Origin of the sequence: Brevundimonas sp. NPDC007368 (assembly GCF_042869015.1) — a bacterium.
GTDB lineage: Bacteria > Pseudomonadota > Alphaproteobacteria > Caulobacterales > Caulobacteraceae > Brevundimonas.
On record NZ_JBIAFA010000005.1, the window covers coordinates 364,105 to 385,854 of the forward strand.

The window sequence follows — 21,750 nt, forward strand, 5'->3', positions numbered from 1 at the left end:
CTATTGTCGTCTTTCGCGCCGAGCCCTTGGTTTCATCCCGCCCATGATCCGTGCGAAGAGGTCCGCCCCCTCCCCCTAGGATCGCCAAATGGGCCGCTGGAACGCACGCAAGCGCATCGACGCCGACACTCAGAACACGCATGACGGGCAGGCCCTGCCGCGCACCCTGAGCTGGCCGCATCTGATCGCCATGGGCGTGGGCGCCATCGTCGGCACCGGCATCCTGACCCTGATCGGCATCGGCGCCGACAAGGCGGGTCCCGCCGTCCTGCTGTCCTTCCTGATCGCCGGTTTCGTCTGCGCCTGCGCCGCCCTGGCCTATGCCGAGATGGCCTCGATGATCCCGGCCTCGGGAAGCGCCTATACCTATTCCTATGTGGTCATGGGCGAGGTCTTCGCCTGGATCATCGGCTGGAGCCTGATCCTGGAATACAGCCTGGTGGTCAGCGCCGTGGCCGTCAGCTGGTCCGGCTACGCCGCCCCCCTGCTGAACGGCTGGGCGGGCGTGCCCATGGCCCTGATGCAGGCGCCGCACGCCGGCGGGGTCGCCAACCTGCCCGCCCTCTTCATCATCGCCGTCGTCGCCGCCCTGCTGATCGCCGGCACGCGCAAGAGCGCCAGCCTGACCATGATCCTGGTGGCGGTGAAGCTGTCGGCCCTGGCCGTCTTCGTCTGGTTCGCCCTGCCCCATTTCGACGCCGCCAACCTGGAGCCCTTCAGCCCCTACGGCTTCGCGCGCAACATGGGCGCCGACGGCGTCGAGCGTGGCATCATGGCCGCCGCCGCCATCATCTTCTCGGCCTTCTACGGCTTCGACGCCATCGCCACCGCCGCCGAGGAAACCCGCAATCCCAAGCGCGACCTGGCCATCGGCATCATCGGCTCCATGTTCGCCTGCGCCGCCATCTATACGATCATCGCCCTGGCGGCCCTGGGCGCCACGCCCTTCACCGCCTTCGCCAACAGCCCCGAGCCCCTGGCCCTGATCCTGCGCGAGATCAACCAGCCCGGCGCCGCCCGCTTCCTGGCCGTGACCGCCGTCCTCACCCTGCCGACCGTCATCATGGCCTTCTTCTACGGCCAGAGCCGCATCTTCTTCGTCATGGCGCGCGACGGCCTGCTGCCGCACGGCCTGTCCCGGGTGTCGAAGGGCGGGCGACCGATCCGCATCACCCTGTTCACCGTCGCCATCGTCGGCGCCATCAGCCTCTTCCTGCCGCTGGACGAGATCGTCGCCCTGGCCAACGCCGGGTCGCTGGTCGCCTTCACGGCGGTGGCGGTCTGCATGCTGATCATGCGCCGCCGTGCGCCCGACGCGCCGCGCGGCTTCCGCACGCCCCTGGCCTGGGTGATCGGCCCCATCGCCATCGCCGGCTGTCTCTACCTCTTGGCCAGCCTGCCGCAGAAGACCCACCTGTGGTTCCTGTTCTGGAACCTGGCCGGGATCGCCGTCTATCTGGCCTATGGTCGTCGCCACAGCCTGGCGGGCAAGCCGCCCGCCTAGGCCAGACTGATCAGGCCAGAGCCTTGCGGTCCAGTTGATCGACGCACGTCACGCCGGTCAGGGCCATGGCCACCTTCATCTCGGCGGCCATCAGGTTCAGCACATGGCTGACGCCCGCCTCGCCGCGCGCGGCCAGGGCATAGGCCCAGGCCCGGCCGATCAGCACCCCGTCGGCGCCGAGCGCCAGCATCCGCGCCACGTCCAGACCGCTGCGGATCCCGCCGTCGGCCAGCACGGTCAGCCGGCCCTCGACCGCATCGGCGATCGGCGGCAGTGCGCGGGTCGAGGACAGGACCCCGTCCAGCTGACGCCCGCCGTGGTTCGACACCACCAGGCCGTCCGCTCCCAGATCGGCGACGCGTTTGGCGTCGTCCGCGTCCAGCACGCCCTTGATGATCAGCGGCCCCTTCCAGCGCTCGCGCACCCAGGCCAGATCGTCCCAAGTCACGGTCGGATCGAAGTTGTCGCGCATCCAGGCGAAGAAGTCGTCGATGCCGGTCTTGCCTTTTAGCACCGGCGCGACATTGCCGAGCGAATGCGGCCCGCCCCGGACGCCGACATCCCAGGCCCAGGCCGGACGACCGACCGCCTGCATGGCCCGGCGCATGTCGCCGAAGAAGCCCGAGGCCCCCGCCAGCCCCGAGTGATAATCACGATAGCGCGACCCTGGCACCGGCATGTCGACGGTGAAAATCAGGGCCGGGCATTTCGCCGCCTCGGCCAGATCCAGCAGATCGGCCATGAAGGCGCGGTCACGGATCATGTAGAGCTGGAACCAGAAGGGCGTGGGACTGCCCGCCGCCACCTCGCCGATCGAACAGGCGCCGACGGTGGACAGGGTGAAGGGCACGCCGAAGGCCGCGGCGGCGCGGGCCGCCTGAACCTCGCCGCGCCGGGCGTTCATCCCCGCCAGCCCGACGGGGGCAAGCGCCACCGGCAGGCTTTGCTTCTGACCGAACAGGGTCGCCGACAGGTCGATGTCCGAGACGTCGCGCAGCACCCGCTGACGCAGGGCCACGTCGCGCAGGTCGCTGACGTTTCGCCCCAACGTCGTCTCGGCGTAGGAGCCGCCGTCGATGTATTCGAACAGGAAGCGTGGCAGGCGCCGACGCGCCAGTTCGCGATAGTCGGTGATGGAGGCCGCCTTCACGCCGCTCGACCTATTGCAGGTTCACGAAGGCGCCGCCGTCGACCAGCAGGGCCGCGCCGGTGACATAGGCCGCCATGTCCGAGGCCAGGAAGGCGACGGCGCCGCCGATGTCTTCGGGTTGACCCAGACGGCCCAGCGGGATGCGGCCCTCCATGTATTCGCGCTTGGCCGGATCGGCCAGGTCATCCTTGTTGATGTCGGTCAGGATGGTGCCCGGCAGCACCGAGTTGCAGCGGATGCCGTGCTTGCCCAGGGCGATGGCGCAGGACTGCATCAGGCTGTGCACGCCCGCCTTTGTCGGGGTGTAGTGGGTCTGGAACTCGCCGCCGACCAGGGCCGAGATCGAGCTGATGGCCACGATGGCGCCGCCCTTGCCCTGCTTGACCATCTGGTTCGCCGCCGCCTGGGTCATGAAGTAGGCGCCGTGCAGGTTGACCTCCATCGTCCGCTTCAGCGTCTCGGCCGGCATGTCGAGGAAGGCGTGGAAGGGGCAGATGCCGGCGTTGGAGACGAAGACGTCCACCTTGCCGAAGGCCTCGACCGCGGCGTTGACGAAGGCGGCCGCCGTTTCCGGCAGGGCCACGTCGCCCTCGACCGAGATGCAGCGCCGGCCATATGCCTCGACCGCTGCGATCACTTCGGCGGCGGCGTCGCCGCCCGAGTGGCTGTTAATGGCCACGTCGGCGCCCTGCTTGGCCATTTCCACGGCCACGGCCGCCCCGATGCCTCGCGATCCTCCGGTGATGAGGACGACCTTGTCTTTAAGCAGCATGGGGGCTCCGTACAGTCAGTTACTTCAGGGTTTAGGGGTCCAGCCCAGGTCGCCGCTGATGGCGTTGGCGGCGTCGGTGACCGTCTTGGTCAGTTCGGCCATCCGGGCGTCGGACATATATTGTGCGGCGGAGGAGACGCTGATCGCGGCCACGATATGCCCGTCCACCGAACGGATCGGCGCGGCGACGCAACGGACCTGATCCTCGTTCTCCTCGAGGTCGAAGGCGTAGCCCTTCTCGGCGTAGCCGCGCATCCGCTCCATCCAGACGGCGCGGGCGGCGGAATCGAACGGCGCGCCCTCGGGGGCGTAGAAGTCGCTCCACTCCGGCTCGGACTTGTCGAGGATCAGCGCCTTGCCCAGACCCGTCGAGGCGATGGGATGACGTTCGCCCAGACGCGAACCGATATTCACGCGACGACGCCCCGGCACCTTGTCGAGATAGAGGGCGAAGCGGCCGTCCAGCACGCCCAGGTGCACCGTGTCGTCTGTCGCCGCCGACAGATGCTCCAGCCAGGGGCGCGCCACGCGGGGCAGATGCATCTGCTGGCTGGCGGCGTGGCCCAGCTCCAGCAGTTTCGGGCCGAGGCTGTAGCCTTCGCGCGGGCGGAAGGACAGCAGGCGCCGGTCCACCAAAGCCGAAGCCAGACGGTGGGTGGTGCTGCGCGTCAGCTCCAGCTTCTCGGACAGTTCGGCCAGAGGCAGCGAGCCGTCGATCAACGCGTCGATGACATCCAGACCGCGCAGCAGGGTCTGGCTGCCGGAGGCCTTGACCCCGGTTTCCTCTTCGCCTTCGCCGTGTTCGGTCTTGATTGACGTCATTCGTCCCATCTCGTAATCCTCATTCCCAGAATGTAGCAAAACACGCAAGCGGGCCGCTCAAATGGTTGGCAAGTTTGACGGGTCGCACGGAGGAACGCCAGTGAAATCCCGCATTATGGGAGCGGATTACCGTATCGCGGTGATTTGCCAATGAGCCGCCTGCCGAAAATCAAACACGTCCGCGCATTTGTTGTGAAAAACGACGGCACGGGCGGGGGCGCCGACTATCACGACCAGGGCGACGGCCACTGGATCGACGACCACATCGCCACGCCGATGGCCAAGTACCCCGAGTACCGCCAGAGCCGCCGCAGCTTCGGCATCAATGTGCTGGGCACCCTGGTGGTCGAGATCGAAGCGGACAACGGCGTGGTCGGCTTCGCCGTGACCACCGGCGGCGAACCCGCCGCCTATATCGTCGAAAAGCACCTCGCCCGTTTCCTGGAAGGCCGTGATCCTTCCGAGGTCGAAAAGATCTGGGACCAGATGTATTTCTCGACCCAGTATTATGGCCGCAAGGGTCTGGTGGTGAACGCCATCTCCGGCGTCGATCTGGCCCTTTGGGACCTGCTGGGCCGCCTGCGTCAGGAGCCGGTCTTCGCCATGCTGGGCGGGGCGGTTCGCGACGAACTGACCTTCTACGCCACCGGCGCACGTCCCGACAAAGCCAAGGAACTGGGCTTCATCGGCGGCAAGATGCCCCTGCACCACGGCCCGGCCGAGGGTGAAGAGGGCCTGCGCAAGAACCTGGCCGAGCTTGAGGCCATGCGGAACGCCTGCGGCGACGACTTCTGGCTGATGTTCGACTGCTGGATGGCGCTGGACCTCAACTACGCCACCCGCCTGGCCCACGAGGCCCACAAGCTGGGCCTGAAGTGGATCGAGGAGGCGCTCAGCCCCGACGACTACTGGGGCTATCAGGCGCTGAAGAAGAACGCGCCCAAGGGGATGCTGGTCACCACCGGCGAGCACGAGGCCACCCGCTGGGGCTTCCGCATGCTGCTGGAGATGGAATGCTGCGACATCATCCAGCCCGACGTGGGCTGGTGCGGCGGCGTGACCGAGCTGCAGAAGATCTCGGCCCTGGCCGATTCCAAGGGCGTGCTGATGATCCCCCACGGCTCATCCGTCTATTCCTACCACTTCGTCGTGACGCGCCATAACAGCCCGTTCGCGGAGTTCCTGATGATGGCCCCCGGCGCCGACGAGGTCGTGCCGATGTTCCATCCGCAACTGATCGGCGAGCCCGTTCCGGTGAACGGCAAGCTGAAGGTTCCCGACACCCCCGGCTTCGGCGTCGAGCTGAACCGCGACATCGCCCTGCACCGCCCCTACGCGCGCTAAGACAAGAGTTCCTCCCCATGAAGCTCCTCCGCTACGGCCCCAAGGGTCAGGAAAAGCCCGGCACCCTGGACGCCGAAGGCCGCATCCGCGACCTGTCGGGCGTGGTCGCCGACATCACCCCGGACCACCTGTGGGGCGAAGGCCTCGCCGCGCTGAAGGCCGTTGATCCCGAGACCCTGCCTCTGGTCGAGGGCGCGCCGCGTTACGGCGTGCCGGTCAACGGCGTGCGCAAGTTCATCGCCATCGGCCTGAACTTCGCCGACCATGCCGCCGAGTCCAACCTGCCGATCCCCGCAGAGCCCGTGGTCTTCACCAAGGCGGTCTCCTGTTTGACGGGCCCGAATGATACCGTTGTCATTCCCCGCGGCTCCGAAAAGACCGACTGGGAAGTCGAGCTGGGCATCGTCATCGGCCAGCGCGCCTCCTACGTCGAGCAAGCCGACGCCCTGGACCATGTGGCCGGCTATGTCCTGATCAACGACGTGTCGGAACGCGCCTTCCAGACCGAGCGCGGCGGCACCTGGGACAAGGGCAAGGGTTGTGAGACTTTCGGCCCGGTCGGTCCCTGGATCGTCACCACGGACGAGGTCGGCGACGTGCAGGCGCTCGACATGTGGCTGGATCTCAACGGCAAGCGCATGCAGAGCGGCAACACCAAGACCATGATCTTCGGCGTGGCCGAGATCGTCTCCTACGTCAGCCAGTTCATGACCCTGGAGCCCGGTGACCTGATCACCACCGGCACCCCGCCCGGCGTCGGTCTGGGCCAGAAGCCCGAGCCCTTCTACCTCAAGGCCGGTGACGTCATGGAGCTGGGGATCGAAAAGCTGGGTTCTCAGCGCCAATCGGTCGTCGCCTGGTCGAAGGATGTGGTGGCATGAGCGCTTATCAGGGGCGTTTCACCGGCCGCACCGCCGTCGTCACCGGCGGCGCCTCGGGCCTGGGCAAGGCCTCGGCCGCCCGCATCGTCGCCGAGGGCGGCAAGGTCGTGCTCTGGGATCTTAACGCGGACACGCTGAAGGCCGCCGCCGAGGAAGTGGGCGCCGTCGCCACTGTGGCCCTGGACGTGGCCGACCCGGCCGCCGTAGAGGCCGCCGCCAAGACCTCGCATGAGGCCCTGGGCGGGCGCATCGATATCCTGGTCGCCTCGGCCGGCATTACCGGCGCCACCGTGCCGGTGCACGAGTTCCCGCTCGACAGCTGGAAGCGCGTGGTCGACATCAACCTGAACGGCGTCTTCTACTGCTGCCGCGCCGTCACCCCCTACATGCTGGACAACGGCTATGGCCGCATCGTCAACGTGGCCTCGGTCGCGGGCAAGGAAGGCAACCCCAACGCCAGCGCCTATTCGGCGTCCAAGGCCGGCGTGATCGGCTTCACCAAGTCCCTGGGCAAGGAACTGGCCGGCAAGGGCGTCATCGCCAACAGCCTGACCCCCGCCACCTTCGAAAGCCCCATCCTGGAGCAGCTGCCGCAGAGCCAGGTCGACTACATGCGCTCCAAGATCCCCATGGGCCGCCTGGGCGAGGTCGAGGAAAGCGTCGCCATGGTCTGCTTCATGGCGTCGGAAGAATGCAGCTTCACCACCGCCTCGACGTTCGATACGTCGGGCGGCCGTACGACCTACTAAGGAGCGCCGCAGGTGGGCCGCGACCTTCGCATCGTCGATCCGCACGTCCACCTGTGGGACCTGTCACGCGCCCGCTACGGCTGGTTGCAAGACGATCCCCTGCCGAACAATCCGGCGGGGGACATGTCCCCAATCGCGCACCGCGATTACCTGCTGAAGGACTACCTGGCCGACACGGCGAACTGGCGCGTGGACAAGATCGTCCATGTCGAGGCCGGCCAGCCGCGCGGTCAACAGCTGGCCGAGACCGACTGGCTGCAGGCCATGGCCGACGACTACGGCTATCCGCATGGCGTCGTCGCCGGCGCTGACCTGACCGACCCCGATCTGGACGCCCTGCTGGAAGCCCACGCCGCCCGACCCAACGTCCGGGGCGTGCGCCAGATCGTCTGCTGGCACGCCGATCCGCTGAAGACCTACAATCCCGCCGACCCCCTGCTCGATCCCGCATGGCGCGCGGGATTCGCCAAGCTGGCGCGTCACGGCCTGTCCTTCGACCTGCAGCTCTATCCGTCGCAGATGGCCAACGCGGTCGAACTGGCCGACGCCCATCCCGACATTCCGCTGATCATCAACCACGCCGGTCTGCCGACCGACCGCGACGCCGAGGGCCTGGCGCTCTGGCGCGCCGGGCTGAAGGCCCTGGTCGAGCGCCCCCAGGTGTCGATCAAGATCTCCGGCCTCGGCATCACCGACCGCACCTGGACCCTGCACTCCATCCAGCCAATCGTGTTGACCTGCATCGAGACCTTCGGGACACACCGCGCCATGTTCGCCAGCGACTTTCCGGTCGAGCGCGTTCACGGGACCTTCGACGCCTTCTATTCCGCCTTCGACGCCATCACGCGCCACTTCAGCGCCGATGAACGCGACCGCCTGTTCGCCGCCAACGCCGAGGCGATCTACCGCATCTGACCCATCATTCGCCGAGCCCGCATCAAGACGGCGCCGGCCCCCGAGGAAGCCCGAGAGGACGACATGAGTATCGAAACCGACGCCGCCCACACCCCCGGCGGTCTCGCCGTGCCCGCCGGCAACCTGCGCGGTCCGCTGGCCTTCGCCATCGCCTGCTTCCTGATCTGGGGTCTGGCCTACGGCCTGCTGGACGTTCTGAACAAGCATTTCCAGGACACGCTCAGCATCAGCCACGCCGACAGCGCCTGGCTGCAGATCGCCTATTTCGGCGCCTATCTGCTGCTCAGCGTGCCTGCGGGCATGCTGCTGAACGCGCGCGGGTACAAGTTCGGCATCGTCACCGGCCTGATGGTCGCGGCGGTCGGCGCCCTGCTCTTCATTCCGGCGGCCAGCGCCGGCGCCTTCCTGCCCTTCGTCGGCTCGATGTTCGTTCTGGCGGCGGGTCTCTGCATTCTTGAGACCAGCGCCGACACCTATGTGAACGTGCTGGGCGACCCGGCCAAGGCGCCGCAGCGCCTGAACCTGGCCCAGTCGTTCAATGCGCTTGGCGTCTTCTTCGGCCCCCTGATCGGCGGCGCGGTCTTCTTCAGTCCCACCACGACCGAGGCTCTGGGCGGCGCCACCCGCTCGATCCAGATCGTCTATGGCCTGATCGCCCTGGGCGTCGTGCTGTTCGCCCTGGTGGTGTGGCGCGCCCGCCTGCCCGAAACGGGCCTGGCTGACCACGGCGGCGAGGACGCCGGCGGCGTGGCCAAGCCGCTGTCCAAGCAACCGCACTTCGTCGCGGGCGTCATCACCCAGGCCCTCTACATCGGCGCCCAGGTCGGCATCGGCGCCTTCTTCATCAATCTGGTGACCCAGAACTGGCAGGGCCTGAGCAGCCAGACCGGCGCCTTCATGCTGTCGCTGGCCGCCATCGGCTATCTGGTCGGACGCTTCGCCGCGACCGCCCTTCTGCTCAAGGTCAAGCCGCGCACCCTGCTGACCGCCTATGGCGTCATCAACGTCATCCTGACGCTGATCGTGGCCGCCGGCATCGACAAGGTGTCGCCGATCGCCCTGATCGCCGTCTTCTTCTTCATGTCCACCATGTTCGCCACCATCTTCGCCCTGGGCACCACCGGCCTGGGCGCCGCGACGAAGAAGGCCTCGTCGCTGATGGTCATGGCCATCGGCGGCGGCGTGCTGCTGCCCTGGCCGATGGGCAAGATCTCCGACCTCTACGGGGCCAATGTCGCCTTCCTGCTGCCCGCCGCCTGCTTCGTCGTCGTCGCCTGGTACGGCTGGAAGGGCGCCGGTCTGGGCCTGAAGACGGAGGCCAACTGATGCGTCTGCGTTCCGCCCTGCTCGCCTTCACCCTGCTGGCCGGCCCGGTCGCTCTGCCGCTGGGCGCCTGCGCCCAGACGGTTCAGCCGGCATCGGCGGTCGCCCCGGCGGCCCCGATCAATAGGCAGGCCCTGGCCCAGCGTCATAATGTGACGCTGACCGCCATCGACCGCCACGCCCCGATCATGTTGGGCAATGGCGACCTGGGCTTCACCGCCGACATCACCGGCCTGCAAACCTTCCCCGAGCAGTATTCGGAACTGGCCCCCCTGCTGACCATGGCCCAGTGGGCCTGGCACAGCTTCCCCAATCCCGAGGGCTACACTGAGCAGAACGGGCTGGTGAACGTCCCCGTCCCCGGTCGCGGCGAGCAGCCCTACGCCTGGATGAAGTCCTGGGCCGAGGCCGAAACCAACCCCGCCTTCACCTGGCTGCGGGCCAATCCGCACCGCATCTCGCTCAGCCGCATCGGCCTGAGCTTCAGCGACGGCCGCGCTCTGGACTTCGCCAAGGTGGCGGACACGCGCCAGACCCTGGACCTTTGGTCGGGCGCCCTGACCAGCCGCTTCACCTATGACGGCCAGCCGGTCGAGGTCGTGACCCGCGTCCATCCCGAGCTCGACATGGTCATGGTCGAGATCGTCTCGCCTCTGGTCGCGTCCCAGGGCCTGGGCGTTCAGGTCCGCTATCCCGGCGTGAACCCGGCGATCAATCCCGATCCGACCAGCTTCGAGGCCACGGGCGCACAAAGCCTGGAGGTCGTCGCCTTCGACACCGGCGACGTTCGCATTCGCCGCACCCTGGACGACACCACCTATCATTCCGGCATCATCGCCTCGGGCAAGATCGAGCAGAGCGGGGCTGACCGCTTCAGCGTCGTCGCCAACGGCCGCGACCGGCTGACCGTCATGGTCCGCTTCGATCAGACGGCGGACACGACGAAGGCCCCCGCCTACTCCTCCAGCGTTCAGGCCGTGACCACCCACTGGAACGCCTTCTGGACCGAGGGCGGCGCCGTCGACTTCACCGGCTCGACCGACCCGCGCGCCGCAGAGCTGGAACGCCGCGTGGTGCTGTCGCAATACCTGTCGGCGGTGAACGGCGCGGGCGAACTGCCGCCACAGGAAGAGGGCCTCTTCTCCAACTCCTGGTACGGCAAGTTCCATCTGGAGATGCATCCGTGGCACGCCGGCTGGCAGGCCATGTGGGGCCGCCCCGAACTGCTGGAGCGCAGCCTGCCTTGGTATCTGGGCAATCTCGACAACGCCCGGGCCGAGGCCGCGCGTCACGGGGTCAAGGGCGCCTGGTGGCCGAAGATGGTCGGGCCCGAGGGCCGCAACAGCCCCAGCCTCGTCTCGCCCTTCATCATGTGGCAGCAGCCGCATCCCATCCTGCTGGCCGAACTGGTCTGGCGCTCGGAAAAGGACCCGGCGGTGCTGGGCCGGTACAGCGAACTGGTCGAGACTACCGCCGACCTGCTGGCTTCCTGGCCGATCGAACAGAACGGCCGCCTGAACCTCGGCACGCCCCTGATTCCGGCTCAGGAAAACTATGATCCCCTGACCACGGTGAACCCGACCTTCGAGGTCGAGTATTTCCGCTGGGCGCTGGAAACCGCGCAACAGTGGCGTGTCCGTCAGGGACAGCCCCGTCGCGCCGACTGGGATCAGGCCCTGGCCAAGATCGCCCCACCGGCGATGAAGGACGGCCTCTACCTGCCGGTCGAGAGCGTGCCGGACTTCTGGGAGACGGCCATGTCGGACGCCTGCCGCAAGCACGCCGCGGCTGCCCAGTGCAAGAACCGCGACCACCCCTCCTTCCTGATGGCCTATGGCTTCATTCCCGGCGCGCGGATCGATCCCGCCGCCATGCGCCGAACCTTCGAGGCGGTGGAACAGAACTGGGACGTGCGCCAGACCTGGGGCTGGGACTTCCCCATGATGGCCATGACCGCCGCCCGCCTCGGCGAGCCGGAAAAGGCTGTCGACTGGCTGTTCGCCGACCTGAAGAACAACCAGTGGGGCGTCACCGGCATGACCCCGCGCGTCCACCTGGACGAGCACGCCGACGAGCTGGTGCCGGTGTCCGCCGGCGCCGGCGGCGTGGAGATGTCGGTCAACCCCGACGGGGCCGGCTATCGTCGCGCGGCCGAGACCTACTTCCCGTCCAACGGCTCGTTGCTCATGGCGGTGGGTCTGATGGCCGGCGGCTGGGACGGCTCCACCGGCCATGCGCCCGGCTTCCCGAAAGAAGGCTGGAGCGTGCGGGTCGAAGGCCTGACCCCCGCGCCCTGATGACGATGACCAAGAGGACCGCCCCATGACGACCTCCCGCAGATCCGCCCTCAAAGCCCTGTTGGCCGCCCCCGCCGCCGCGGGCGTCGCCAGCGTCGCCCACGCACAGAGCGCCACGCCGGCGCCGCGCGCGGCGAACGGCCTGCAACCCGCCCTGCCGCCGGCCGGGCAGGTCCCGGCTTGGCCCGCGCCCAACACCGCCCCGCCCTCGACCCAGGAGACGCCGCACCAGCCGCCGCAATGGTCCGGCCCCGTGCCGACGGACTGGATCGATCCGAAGACCGGACACCGCATCCGCCGCCTGACGCCCGACGGCGGCGGCAAGCCCTATTTCTACAAGAACATGTTCCTGCCGGCGAAGGCGGGGGCGCCGGACCTGATGGTCATCTCGACGCCCCAGGGCATTTCGACGGTGGACCTCAAGACCTGGACGCTGAGCGTCCTGGTCCCTGACCGCAACGCCGACCTGATGTTCACCGGGCGCAAGGGCCGCAACGTCTATTACTCGGTCACCGAGCCGGGCGAGGCCCAGTTGATGGACCGCGCCAAGACGATCTATGTCATCGATGTAGACACCAAACGCATGCGCCGGATCGCCCGCGTTCCCAACGGCAACATCAACTCGGTCAACGCCGACGAGACCCTGCTGCTAGGCTTCGTCGCCTATGGGTCGGAACCGCTGCAACCCGGCGTCGGCGACCCGCGCAACCGCCGCTTCGATCAGGCCGAGTACGCCGCCAACGGACCGGACGGAAAGCCCCTGAACTTCGCCCGCGCCAAGGGCGTTCGGATGCTGCAACGCTGGGCCGCCCGCTATCCGATGGAGATCTTCGTCATCGACATGGCGACCGGCGAACGCCGCGTCATCCATTCGACCAACGAATGGATCGGCCACACCCAGTTCTCGCCGACCGATCCCGACCGCATCATCTTCTGCCACGAAGGCCCCTGGCATCGGGTCGATCGGATGTGGACGATGAAGGTCGACGGCTCGGACCTGCGCAAGACCCACACCCGAACCATGAACTTCGAGATCTTCGGCCACGAGTGGTTCAGCCCCGACGGCAAGCAGGTGCTCTATGACCTCCAGACCCCGCGCGGTCAGGTCTTCTGGGTCGCCTCGGTGGATCTGGAGACCGGCAAGCGCGTCTATCGCCGGGTCGAGCAGAACGATTGGTCGGTGCATTTCAACGTCTCGCCGGACGGTCAGATGTTCGCCGGCGACGGCGGCGACGGCGACATGGTGGCCCACGCCCCGGACGGCAAATGGATCGTCCTTCTGCGCCCCGAACCCATCGTCGATGAGGACCCCTCCAGCGACAAGGACGATCAGATCAGCGTCGAATACCTGCGCTCGGAACGGCTGGTCGACCTGTCCAACCACGACTATCGGCTGGAGCCCAACCTGACCTTCACGCCGGACGGCCGCTGGATCGTCTTCGTCTCCAACATGCATGGCCGGAATCACGTCTATGCGGTCGAGGTGGCCCGCGCGGCCTGACCGCCCTGCCGCGCCTCGTGCAAAGAAGGCCCCGGAGCGATCCGGGGCCTTTTTCTTATCTCACACGCCCGACGGGGTACCCGCGTTCCGTAATTCAGAACCCGATCCCATGTGTTTTTGGCGACGACGCGCGCCGCCATCCCTTTGCCTAAAAACACATTTTCGACGTCTTGCGGGCTTCAAAATGCACGGCTGACATCAGTCTGTTGCAAAAGACGGGAAGCTGTTGCAAGAAGTGGCACGCGCTGACGTCCAACTATGCGCGACACCATACCAACAAATGACACCGGTGCCACTGGCTCCGGTGCGGGGAGAGAAACATGGAACGGCCCTTCAGCCACGCCCGGACTCTGTGCATCGCCGGCGTTTCGGCGACCGCCCTGCTGTGGGGCGCCGCCCCCGCCTTCGCCCAGGAGGCCGCGCCGGCTCCCGAGCAGGAAGAAGCCACCACTGTCGACGAGATCGTCGTCACCGGCTTCCGCTCCAGCCTGCAGCAGGCCCTGAACGTCAAGCGCCGCGAAGCCGGCGCCGTGGACGCCATCCTGGCTGAAGACATCGCCGACTTCCCCGATCAGAACCTGGCCGAGGCCATCCAGCGCCTGCCCGGCGTGACCATCGAGCGCGTCAACGGCCAGGGCACGACCATCTCGGTGCGCGGTCTGGGCGCCGACTTCACCCGCACCCGCATCAACGGCCTGGAAGCCCAGGCGGCCTCGGGCGGCAACCGCAACCGCAGCTTCGACTTCTCGATGTTCGCGTCGGAACTGTTCAACAGCATCAAGGTCCGCAAGACCCAGTCGGCCGAGATCGAGGAAGGCTCGCTGGGCTCGACCGTCGACCTGCAGACCGGCCGCCCGCTGGACTTCTCGCGCAGCGGCTTCAACTCCGCCCTGTCGGTCCAGGGATCGTACAACGACCTGTCGGAAAAGACCGTCCCGCGCACGGCCGGCCTGCTGAGCTGGTCGAACGAGGACAAGACCTTCGGCGCCCTGCTGTCGGTGGCCTATTCCGAGCGTTCGCCGATCCTCGAAAGCTTCAACACGACGCGCTGGCAGAAGGGCAACCCGGCCCAAGCCTATGGCGTCGGCCAGAACTTCGGCGGCTGCGTCCCCTGCACCACGACGGCTCAACGCACCGAGCTGCTGAATGCCTTCTATCCGCGCATCCCGCGCTACACCTTCGGCAACACCCAGGAAGATCGCCTGGGTCTGACCGGCGCCCTGCAATGGCGCCCCAGCGACCGCACCGAGGTGGTGCTGGACCTGCTCTGGTCGCGCCTGAACTCAGAGCTGGAAAGCCCCAACGTCGAGGCCTGGGCCTTCAGCCGCGCCGCCGTGAACAACGTCATCGTTCGCGACTACGCCATCGACGCGAACAAGAACGCCCTGTCCTACGGCGTCTTCGACAACATGCTGGTGCGCTCGGAAAACGGCTTCACCCGCAATGAGAGCACCTTCGCCCAGGCCTCGCTGAACGTCCGTCATGACTTCACCGACCGCCTGCGCGGCAACATGAAGCTGGGCCTCAACAAGTCCGAAGCCCGCACGCCGATCAACGTCACCTACGCCTTCGAACAGGCTGGCGTGAACGGCTACACCATCGACTTCCGCGGCAATGACCGCATGCCGATGATCAACTACGGCTACGACATCACCTCGGGCAAGGGCTTCACCCTGGTCCAGGGCACGCGCAGCACCAGCGGCGGCGACTTCGACAACAATGTCGTGGCCGGCGCCCTGGAATACGACTGGAACCCGTCGCTGACCTTCAAGGCCGGCGGTGAATACCGCACCTATGGCTTCAGCACCTGGGGCGTGGCGCGCGCCGCCACCAACACCACCGGGGCCGACCGCATCACCGGCGTGGACGCCCTGGGCAAGATCGTCAGCATCGACGGCAAGATCGGCGTCCCCGCCGGTTCGAGCATGAACTTCATCGTGCCCGATATCTGGAAGATCAACGACTTCCTCAGCACCTATGACGATCCGCTGGTCTCGAACCGTAGCGAGCGCGAAGTCGATGAAACGGACAAGGGCCTCTTCGTCCAGGCCGACTTCAACACCGACGTCGCCAACATGGTGGTGCGCGGCAACGTGGGCGTCCGTTACGCCCAGACCGAAGTTGAATCCAAGGGCTGGCAGACGATCACGGGCGCGGGCGGACCGACCTACGCCTATGTCACGGCCAATAACGACTACGACGACGTCCTGCCGTCGTTCAACCTGGCTATCGAGCCGCGCGACGACCTGGTCGTCCGCCTGGGCGCCGCCAAGGTCATGTCGCGCCCGACCCTGGGCGACCTGACGCCGGGCGGCGGCGTGTCGCCGACCACGCGCACCGTCTCCTACGGCAACCCGCTGCTGGATCCGTTCCGAGCCACCAACTACGACCTGTCGGTGGAGTGGTACTTCCAGAACGAAGGCCTGCTGGCCGCCGCCGTCTTCTACAAGGACATCGACAGCTTCATCACCTCGGTGACCGAGTCGATCGTCTGGAGCGACCTGGGTCTGCCTGACGACCTGCTGCAAGGCGCCGCGCGTCCGACCGACGTCTTCCAGGTCACGCGCAAGCTCAACGGCGAGGGCGGTTCGCTGCACGGTCTGGAAATCCAGTACCAGCAGCCCTTCACCTTCCTGCCCGGCCTGTGGTCGAACTTCGGCTTCATCGGCAACTTCACCTATGTCGACTCCGAGGTCGATTACGGCGCCGCCGGCAAGAACCGTCTGACGGGTCAGTCGAAGAACACCTACAACACGACGCTGTACTATGAGGACGGCCCCTTCCAGGCCCGCGTCTCGGCGGCCTATCGCAGCGGCTACCTGATGTCCTTCCCGGGCGGCAACGGCAACTCGGAAGAGGGCATGAACGCGACGACCTACATCGACGCCTCCATGTCCTACGCCTTCAACGACAACCTGACGGTGTCGCTGGAAGGCATCAACCTGACCGACGAATACAATGATCGCTACGTCGATGTGGCGGACCGCGTGTCCGACTACCGCCACACCGGCCGTGAGGTCGCTATCGGATTGCGCTGGAAATACTGATCTTCCTCCCTGAGCCTTTCAGCGCATCACTTGGCCCGGAGCGTTCTCGCTCCGGGCCTTTTTTTGCCTGCCGCCACGCAGCAAAAAGCCCCGACGCCTGGGGCGCCGGGGCTCTGAGTTCCGAAGCGGCTGGGGCCCCTAGAGGCCGACCACGCCGCGTGACGCCGTCACCTTGGGGCCCGTCCCGTCCAGGGTGTCGATCTTGCAGTCGCTGAAGCGCCAGTTGTCGGCGTTGGCGATGGTCCCCGCCTCGCGCACGTCCCAGTCCAGCCGGTCGAAGGTGAAGTCGCGCAGCGGCGCCTCTTCATAGGCCGCGGCCTCGAAGCCGATCTTGCCGCCGACCGCCTTGATGTCCGACAGGCGCACGTCTCGGATGCGGGGGATGCCCTGCTCGCGCGGCACCGGCGTCGCCAGCGCCCGCCAGTAGTCGGGAATGTCCGTGATCCCCGCCGGGATCTGGGCGTAGGAATAGTTCGGGTACCAGTTCAGATTGACCCGGAACAGGGTCGCCACATCCTGCAGATGGATGTTCTTCAGGGCGATGTTGTTGATCACCCCGCCGCGCGTGTGGCCCGACTTGAAGAAGATGCCCAGCGGCACCGGGTATTCGATCCGCAGGCCCGACACCTCGATGTCCTCGAACCCGCCCGAGGTCTCGCTGCCGAAGGTCATGCCGGCCAGGGCGTCGCGCACGATGCAGTCGCGCACCTTCACCTGACGGCAGGGCCGCGCCACCCGCAGACCGTCCCAGTCGCGCCCGGCCTTGATGCAGATGGCGTCGTCGTTGACCGACAGGTCGCAGCGCTCGACCAGAACCCGCTCCGACGAGTCGATGTCGATGCCGTCCGTCGAGGGGCCGCGTCCGCCCAGATTGTTGCGGATGATCAGGTCCGACACCTTCACGTCGCGCGAATAACAGACATGCACGGTCCAGAAGCCCGACCGCGCCAGGTTCAGGCCCGACACCTCGACCGCCTCGGCGTCATAGACGTGGATCAGACGAGGGCGGCGGCAGTCATAGTCCGCAGCCCAGCGCAGCCCCTTGGGGTCATAGTCGCGGCGCATGGCCCAGTAGGCGTCCCAGAAGACCTTGCCGTCGCCGTCCACCAGACCCTCGCCGGTGATCCTGGCGTTCTTCTGCTGGTAGATGTTCAGCAGCCCAGCAGGCCACTCCATCTCGATCCCGGCCACGCGGGTGCGGACCATGGGATAGGCGGCGATGTCGCGCAGCCCCTTCACCGTGGCGCCGCGTCCGATCAGCAGGGTCACGTTCGACTTCACGAACAACGAGCCGGACAGATAAACGCCGGGCTTCAGCACCACCGTCCCGCCGCCCGCGCCCGCCGCCGCGTCGATGGCGGCCTGGATCGGACGGGTGTTGATCGTCTCGCCGTCGCCGACCGCGCCGAAGTCGGCGGCGTCGAAGGTGCGGCCCGTCGATTGTGCGAAGGCGGGCGGGGCTGCGGTGGCGATGGCCCCGGTCAGGCCGAGTTGCAGCAGGGAGCGGCGATGCATGGGCGTTCCTCAATATGCTGGCCGCCTTGGGCGACGGCGTCTTGTCGCGCGGTGTCATTCCGACTTGCGCTGCTCATCCACCATTTTATGGTACGCATAAGCAAATAGTGAAACCCCAAACCCATCGGGGTTCTTACCGGAGAGAACGCCTGTGACGCTACGCCGCGCCGTGCCGACGATTGCCGCCTTCCTGCTGGCCAGCACCGTCCTGACCTCTCCCGCTCTGGCGCAGTCCGCCGCCGGCCAGCCCTGGGCGCCGCAGTCGAACCCCGGCGTCGAGGCCGAATGGCTGACCGCCAAGCCGCGCCCCGACTTGAACTTCCGCGCCGACGCCCGCCCCTCGCGCGAACAGACCATGGCGGCGGTCGAATATGTCGCCTCGTCGCAGATCAAGGACATGGCGTCGCGTCCGCTCGCCCTGTCGACCGGCAGCAACCTGACGCAGATGTCGTCCAACTGGGTTGCCGCCACCTTCTACATCGGCGCCGCGCGCCTGGCCCGCGTCTCGGACGATCCCGAGACCCTGCGCTTTCTGACGGCGGTGGCCGAGCACTACAACTACAGCCTGCGCGGCGCCCGTTCCGGCCCGACCATGCTGAACGCCGACGACCAGACCATAGGCGACCTTTACCTCGAGCTCTATTCGCGCCGGGGCCAGGACGGGGTGCTGATGCCCCTGCGTCAGCGCCTGGACTATATGGTCCCGCACCTGAACCGCACGACCGAGACCGAGGCCTCGATCTGGTGGTGGGCCGACGCCCTCTACATGGCGCCCCCGGTGCTGGCGCGCATGTCGGCGGTGACCGGCGATCCCAAATACATCCGCGGCATGGACAAGGAGTTCCGGCGCACCATCGACCGCCTGTGGGTGCCCGAGCAGCGCCTCTTCCTGCGCGACCAGCGCTTCGAGGGCCGCACGGAAGCCAACGGCCAGCCCATCTACTGGAGCCGCGCCAACGGCTGGGTCATGGGCGGCCTGGCCCGCACGCTGGAAGCCATGCCCGCCGACTTCGAGGGCCGTCAGGACTACGTCGACATCTTCCAGGCCATGGCCGGGCGCATCCGCGAACTGCAGCAGGACGACGGCCTGTGGCGCGCCAGCCTGCTGGCGCCTGAGCTTTACCCGCAGGCCGAGACCTCGGGTTCGGTCTTCTACGTCTACGCCATGGCCTGGGGCGTCAACCACGGGCTGCTGGACCGGGCCACCTATGAGCCCGCCGTGCTCAAGGGCTGGGCCGCGCTGAACCGCCACGTCCTGCCCAGCGGCCTGATCGGCGCGACGCAGAAGACCGGCGACATGCCCGTGGCGACCGATCCGAACGAAGTCGGCCTCTACACCACCGGCACCTATCTGCTGGCGGGCCTCGAAGTCGCCGATCTGAACGGGCCTCAAAAGAGCCTGCCCCTGGCCGAGCCCGCACGCGACACGCCGCAGGTGATCGCCGCCACCACGCCGACGCCCCCCGCTCCCGTCACCGTCGTCGGCGAGGCCGAGATCAAGCGTCGCGCCGAGGAGATGCACGCCACCCGCGCCCTCTCCTATGACCCCGCCGCTCTGGGGCGTCCCGCCGAGGTCGAGCGCTTGACGCCGCCGCCCGCCGACCAGCAGCAACCGCGCGCCGTGGTCCGCTTCGCGCCAGACCGTCTGGACGACCTGCTGTGGGAGAACGACCGCGTCGCCCACCGCATCTACGGCCCGGCGCTGGAGGCGCGCGAGGCGCCGTCGGGGTCAGGTATCGACGTCTGGGCCAAGCGCGTCCGCTACCCCTACATGGACCGCCAGCTGCGCTTCCCCAACTACCACGTCGATCGCGGCGAGGGTCTGGACTACTACGACGTCGGTCGTGGTCGCGGCTCGGGCGGTCTGGGCGTCTGGTTCGAGAACAAGCTGTGGACCAGCCGCAACTTCTCGACCTATCGCATCGAGGAGACCGGCGGCGACGAGGCCCGCTTCAGCGTCGACTACCGCCCCTGGCCCGTCGATGTGGCCCGCAAGGTCTGGGAGACGCGCGACTTCAGCCTGCCGCTGGGCTCCAACTTCACCCGCATGACCTCGACGCTTAACTCGGACACGTCAGAGCCCCTGATCGTCGGCATCGGCATCTCCAAGCGCCGCAACGCGGCCGGGGCGGGCGCGGTCACCCGCGACGCCGCCAACGGCCGCCTGATGTTCTGGGAGCCCGCCAATCCCGAGCACGGCTCCATCGGCATCGCCATCGCCGTCGATCCCGCCCTGGTCGAAGGCTTCGCTGAGGACGCCGACAACTATCTGATCCTGGTCCGCGTCACCCCTGGCCGGCCCTTCACCTACTACATGGGCTCCGCCTGGGACGGCGGCCTGGACTTCAAGACGCGGGAAAGCTGGGAGACCTTCGCGGCGGGCCAGACCTTCCGGTTCTGACGCTCACACGGGCGGCGCGGCGTTGAGCGCGTCGCGAACGGTCGTAAGACGGTTACGGCTGATGGGCAGGGATGCGCCCTCGTCCATCAGCAAGCGCCCTTGCCCGCCTTCACGCTCAAAACCACGGACGTGGGCCAGGTTGGCGATCACCGAGCGGTGGACCCGCAGGAAGCTGGCGGGTAGTTCCGCTTCAAGTCGATCGAGACGGGCGGCGTGCAGCATTCTGCGTCCGTTCGTCAGGCGCAGTTCCACATAGTCGTCGGCGCCGACCACGGCCAGGATGTCGCCTAGCGGCACCCGCTCGACCCCGCGCGACGAGGCCACCGTCAGACAGTCCGGACGCGCGGCGGCGCGGATCAGCGCCACCTCCCGTTCCTGATCGGCGCGCCCCAGCCGAACGACATCGGCCATCAGAAGGGGAAGCAGAAGGCCCGCGGCGAACAGGAAATAGGACAGGTCGACCAGCAAGCTTGGGAACAGCATGCCCACCGCGATGAAGACGGCGAGATAGGCCAGCATCGGCCGCGCGCCGGGCAGTCGGCGGCGCACGGCGACGCCGGCGACGACGGCGGAAAGCGCCAGGCCGATCATCAGAGCCAACGTCGTCTTCAGGTCGAAACCGGGGGCGAGGCCAGTCGCGGCCACGGCCGCCGCCGCCAGAAGCACCAACCGACCGCGCGCCTGCGGCCAGAACCGCGATACGGCATAGGAAACCAGCAGGATCGCGAACGCGGCGCTCAGCCCCCAGATGCCGACCAGCCGCAGACCGTGGACGGGATAGGCATAGGGAACCAGCGCCCGCAGGCTTTCCAGAATCGCCTGCAGGCCCGCCACCCCGGCCAGGGCCGCCAGCGCCAGGCTCGAACCCGTGCGGCGCAGGCTGTAGATGACCGCAAAGCCGAAGGCGGCGGCGAACAGGGCGCCGGCGGCGATAAAGGCGATCGCCACCGGGATCGTGCGCGACGGCCAAGGATAGGCGGCGACCATGATCCCTCCGACCGGATTGTCCAGACGCACCACCCCGTGAAACGACGACATGTGGACCACGACCAGGTTGTCGGCCGGACGCCACATCCGTTCGGGGATAGGGAAGGATGCTTCATAACGACCAGGCGCTTCCGCCGCTGGCGAGCCGCCCGGTCGTCCGTTCGCGCCCAGCTTCTGCCCATTGAGCCAGACTTCCGAGGAGGCCGCGCCGACGACATAGAGGGCGGCGGGTTCGTCGCCGCTCGGGCGCTGCACGACGGCGCGCAGCCACAACTCGCGCCCTTGCGGATCAACGACGCCTTCGACCGGGCGACAGTCGTGCAGAACGGGCGCCGCCGCGCCCGGTTCGCCCCGACACGCCTGCCAGTCATAGCCCTGATCCTGCGCTCGCGACGCCGTCGGCAGCGAGGTCCAGAGAATCGCGATGAGAAGAATCCGCCACATGGCGCGGACCCTATCGCCATTCGCCGCAAAGCGCTGCCGTTCACCGACGCAGGCCGACCGTTGGCCGAAGCACGCCCCACAGCGCCGAAAAGCCTGCT

15 protein-coding genes are annotated in these 21,750 nt (G+C 67.5%); 10 read left to right on the top strand and 5 right to left on the bottom strand.

The features are described 5' to 3' along the window. Positions 1-88: 88 nt before the first annotated feature. On the top strand, positions 89-1,504 hold the full coding sequence (locus ACFYLW_RS13140; protein WP_312064098.1) for an amino acid permease: 1,416 nt from the start codon (positions 89-91) through the stop codon (positions 1,502-1,504). A 10-nt stretch (positions 1,505-1,514) separates the two neighbouring features. Here the strand turns inward: ACFYLW_RS13140 and lldD are convergent, their stop codons facing one another. Genes lldD through ACFYLW_RS13155 form a run of 3 tightly spaced genes read right to left on the bottom strand, consistent with a single transcriptional unit; the run spans position 1,515 to position 4,248 of the window. Continuing rightward, a complete protein-coding gene (gene lldD / locus ACFYLW_RS13145) occupies positions 1,515-2,654 on the bottom strand; it encodes an FMN-dependent L-lactate dehydrogenase LldD (RefSeq protein ID WP_312064096.1) in 1,140 nt (379 codons plus the stop codon). A gap of 10 nt (positions 2,655-2,664) precedes the next feature. Beyond that, positions 2,665-3,426 carry an SDR family NAD(P)-dependent oxidoreductase gene (locus tag ACFYLW_RS13150; RefSeq protein ID WP_312064094.1) on the bottom strand — a complete coding sequence of 254 codons (762 nt, stop codon included), beginning with the start codon at positions 3,424-3,426 and terminating at the stop codon, positions 2,665-2,667. Positions 3,427-3,450: 24 nt separating this feature from the next. Beyond that, positions 3,451-4,248, bottom strand: coding sequence for an IclR family transcriptional regulator (locus ACFYLW_RS13155; protein WP_292083516.1), 798 nt, complete (start codon positions 4,246-4,248; stop codon positions 3,451-3,453). Positions 4,249-4,398: 150 nt separating this feature from the next. Here ACFYLW_RS13155 and rhmD point away from each other — a divergent pair, with 150 nt between their 5' ends. From rhmD to ACFYLW_RS13195, 8 genes are all read left to right on the top strand, one after another. Further along, the gene (rhmD, locus tag ACFYLW_RS13160) at positions 4,399-5,592 is read left to right on the top strand and encodes an L-rhamnonate dehydratase (RefSeq protein WP_312064091.1); all 1,194 of its coding nucleotides are present in this window, start codon (positions 4,399-4,401) and stop codon (positions 5,590-5,592) included. A 17-nt stretch (positions 5,593-5,609) separates the two neighbouring features. Next, a complete protein-coding gene (locus tag ACFYLW_RS13165; protein WP_312064089.1) occupies positions 5,610-6,473 on the top strand; it encodes a fumarylacetoacetate hydrolase family protein in 864 nt (287 codons plus the stop codon). Then, complete coding sequence (locus ACFYLW_RS13170) at positions 6,470-7,222, top strand: SDR family NAD(P)-dependent oxidoreductase (RefSeq protein WP_312064088.1); 753 nt, start codon at positions 6,470-6,472, stop codon at positions 7,220-7,222. The genes ACFYLW_RS13165 and ACFYLW_RS13170 overlap by 4 nt, the downstream gene beginning before the upstream one ends. A 12-nt stretch (positions 7,223-7,234) precedes the next feature. After that, positions 7,235-8,137 carry an amidohydrolase family protein gene (locus tag ACFYLW_RS13175; protein ID WP_390183186.1) on the top strand — a complete coding sequence of 301 codons (903 nt, stop codon included), beginning with the start codon at positions 7,235-7,237 and terminating at the stop codon, positions 8,135-8,137. A 63-nt stretch (positions 8,138-8,200) separates the two neighbouring features. Then, positions 8,201-9,463 (top strand): sugar MFS transporter, encoded by a 1,263-nt coding sequence (locus ACFYLW_RS13180; RefSeq protein ID WP_312064085.1) that lies wholly within the window; start codon positions 8,201-8,203, stop codon positions 9,461-9,463. Beyond that, entirely contained in the window at positions 9,463-11,757 is a 2,295-nt protein-coding gene (locus ACFYLW_RS13185; RefSeq protein WP_313471958.1) for a hypothetical protein, read from the top strand. Before ACFYLW_RS13180 ends, ACFYLW_RS13185 begins: the two co-directional genes overlap by 1 nt. A 25-nt stretch (positions 11,758-11,782) precedes the next feature. After that, on the top strand, positions 11,783-13,258 hold the full coding sequence (locus ACFYLW_RS13190) for an oligogalacturonate lyase family protein (protein ID WP_313471957.1): 1,476 nt from the start codon (positions 11,783-11,785) through the stop codon (positions 13,256-13,258). Positions 13,259-13,578: 320 nt separating this feature from the next. Next, the gene (locus ACFYLW_RS13195) at positions 13,579-16,305 is read left to right on the top strand and encodes a TonB-dependent receptor (RefSeq protein ID WP_312065595.1); all 2,727 of its coding nucleotides are present in this window, start codon (positions 13,579-13,581) and stop codon (positions 16,303-16,305) included. A gap of 138 nt (positions 16,306-16,443) precedes the next feature. Here the strand turns inward: ACFYLW_RS13195 and ACFYLW_RS13200 are convergent, their stop codons facing one another. Further along, a complete protein-coding gene (locus tag ACFYLW_RS13200; protein WP_312065597.1) occupies positions 16,444-17,820 on the bottom strand; it encodes a glycosyl hydrolase family 28 protein in 1,377 nt (458 codons plus the stop codon). A gap of 151 nt (positions 17,821-17,971) precedes the next feature. Between ACFYLW_RS13200 and ACFYLW_RS13205 the strand changes: the two genes are divergently transcribed. Beyond that, entirely contained in the window at positions 17,972-20,221 is a 2,250-nt protein-coding gene (locus ACFYLW_RS13205; protein ID WP_313471956.1) for a glycoside hydrolase family 88 protein, read from the top strand. Between the two features lie 3 nt (positions 20,222-20,224). On the opposite strand, the gene ACFYLW_RS13210 is transcribed toward ACFYLW_RS13205, so the two are convergent. Beyond that, a complete protein-coding gene (locus ACFYLW_RS13210; RefSeq protein WP_312065599.1) occupies positions 20,225-21,652 on the bottom strand; it encodes a LytTR family DNA-binding domain-containing protein in 1,428 nt (475 codons plus the stop codon). Positions 21,653-21,750 lie beyond the last annotated feature (98 nt).

What these genes read in the sequence shown, in the direction of transcription:
- ACFYLW_RS13140 (WP_312064098.1), top strand. Translation starts at nt 89, where the DNA reads ATGGGCCGCTGGAACGCACGCAAGCGCATCGACGCCGACACTCAGAAC.
- ACFYLW_RS13190 (WP_313471957.1), top strand. Translation starts at nt 11,783, where the DNA reads ATGACGACCTCCCGCAGATCCGCCCTCAAAGCCCTGTTGGCCGCCCCC.
- ACFYLW_RS13185 (WP_313471958.1), top strand. Translation starts at nt 9,463, where the DNA reads ATGCGTCTGCGTTCCGCCCTGCTCGCCTTCACCCTGCTGGCCGGCCCG.
- ACFYLW_RS13200 (WP_312065597.1), bottom strand. Translation starts at nt 17,820, where the DNA reads ATGCATCGCCGCTCCCTGCTGCAACTCGGCCTGACCGGGGCCATCGCC.
- ACFYLW_RS13150 (WP_312064094.1), bottom strand. Translation starts at nt 3,426, where the DNA reads ATGCTGCTTAAAGACAAGGTCGTCCTCATCACCGGAGGATCGCGAGGC.
- rhmD (WP_312064091.1), top strand. Translation starts at nt 4,399, where the DNA reads ATGAGCCGCCTGCCGAAAATCAAACACGTCCGCGCATTTGTTGTGAAA.
- ACFYLW_RS13180 (WP_312064085.1), top strand. Translation starts at nt 8,201, where the DNA reads ATGAGTATCGAAACCGACGCCGCCCACACCCCCGGCGGTCTCGCCGTG.
- ACFYLW_RS13155 (WP_292083516.1), bottom strand. Translation starts at nt 4,248, where the DNA reads ATGACGTCAATCAAGACCGAACACGGCGAAGGCGAAGAGGAAACCGGG.
- ACFYLW_RS13210 (WP_312065599.1), bottom strand. Translation starts at nt 21,652, where the DNA reads ATGTGGCGGATTCTTCTCATCGCGATTCTCTGGACCTCGCTGCCGACG.
- ACFYLW_RS13195 (WP_312065595.1), top strand. Translation starts at nt 13,579, where the DNA reads ATGGAACGGCCCTTCAGCCACGCCCGGACTCTGTGCATCGCCGGCGTT.
- ACFYLW_RS13165 (WP_312064089.1), top strand. Translation starts at nt 5,610, where the DNA reads ATGAAGCTCCTCCGCTACGGCCCCAAGGGTCAGGAAAAGCCCGGCACC.
- ACFYLW_RS13170 (WP_312064088.1), top strand. Translation starts at nt 6,470, where the DNA reads ATGAGCGCTTATCAGGGGCGTTTCACCGGCCGCACCGCCGTCGTCACC.